Below are 527 nucleotides of genomic sequence, written 5' to 3'. Positions count from 1 at the left end.
GGCTGAACGGCGCCGTCGGCCAGCCGCCCTTGCCGGCCTGGAAGGACTGGTCGCCGAACAGCGCGACCGCCATCGGATCGAGGTCGAGCTCGTCGAGCGCCAGTGCTCCGGCCAGATGCGGCAGCCCGTCCTTGACGTCGACATTGACGTCACCGGAAACCGACGCCTCGTTGACGGCGCCGCTGAGCCCGCTCAGCACCAGGAGGCCGTTGCCGAAATCGGCGTCGGCGGCGAGCGAGGCCGAGGTGCCGGTTCCCATGCCCGGCAGGCCAACGCCGGTCGTCATCAGCCAGGGCTCGATGTCGGAGGCTTCGAGGCTGACCTTGCCCTTGGCCGACGCGCCTTGCTGCGTATCGGCGACCGTTCCCTCGAAGCTCGCCCTGAAGTCGTCGGCGGTCAGGTTGAAGCTCGTCGCCAGGCCACCGTCGAGCGTGCCCTTGGCGGAGACATCGGTGGTCGCCTGGCCAAGCATGCCAAGCGGCAATGCCGGCAGGCCGTAGAGCGCCAACAGCGCGGTGGCGTCGGCA

General features: G+C 69.8%; 1 pseudogene. It reads right to left on the bottom strand.

The features are described 5' to 3' along the window. A pseudogene (locus EN780_RS37220) lies at positions 1-527 on the bottom strand (AsmA protein); the annotation flags it as partial.

The sequence above is a fragment of the Mesorhizobium sp. M4B.F.Ca.ET.089.01.1.1 genome, assembly GCF_004022605.1.
Taxonomy (GTDB): domain Bacteria; phylum Pseudomonadota; class Alphaproteobacteria; order Rhizobiales; family Rhizobiaceae; genus Mesorhizobium; species Mesorhizobium abyssinicae.
The sequence above is the reverse complement of the archived record's forward strand: the minus strand, read 5'-3'. Positions and strand labels throughout refer to the sequence as shown.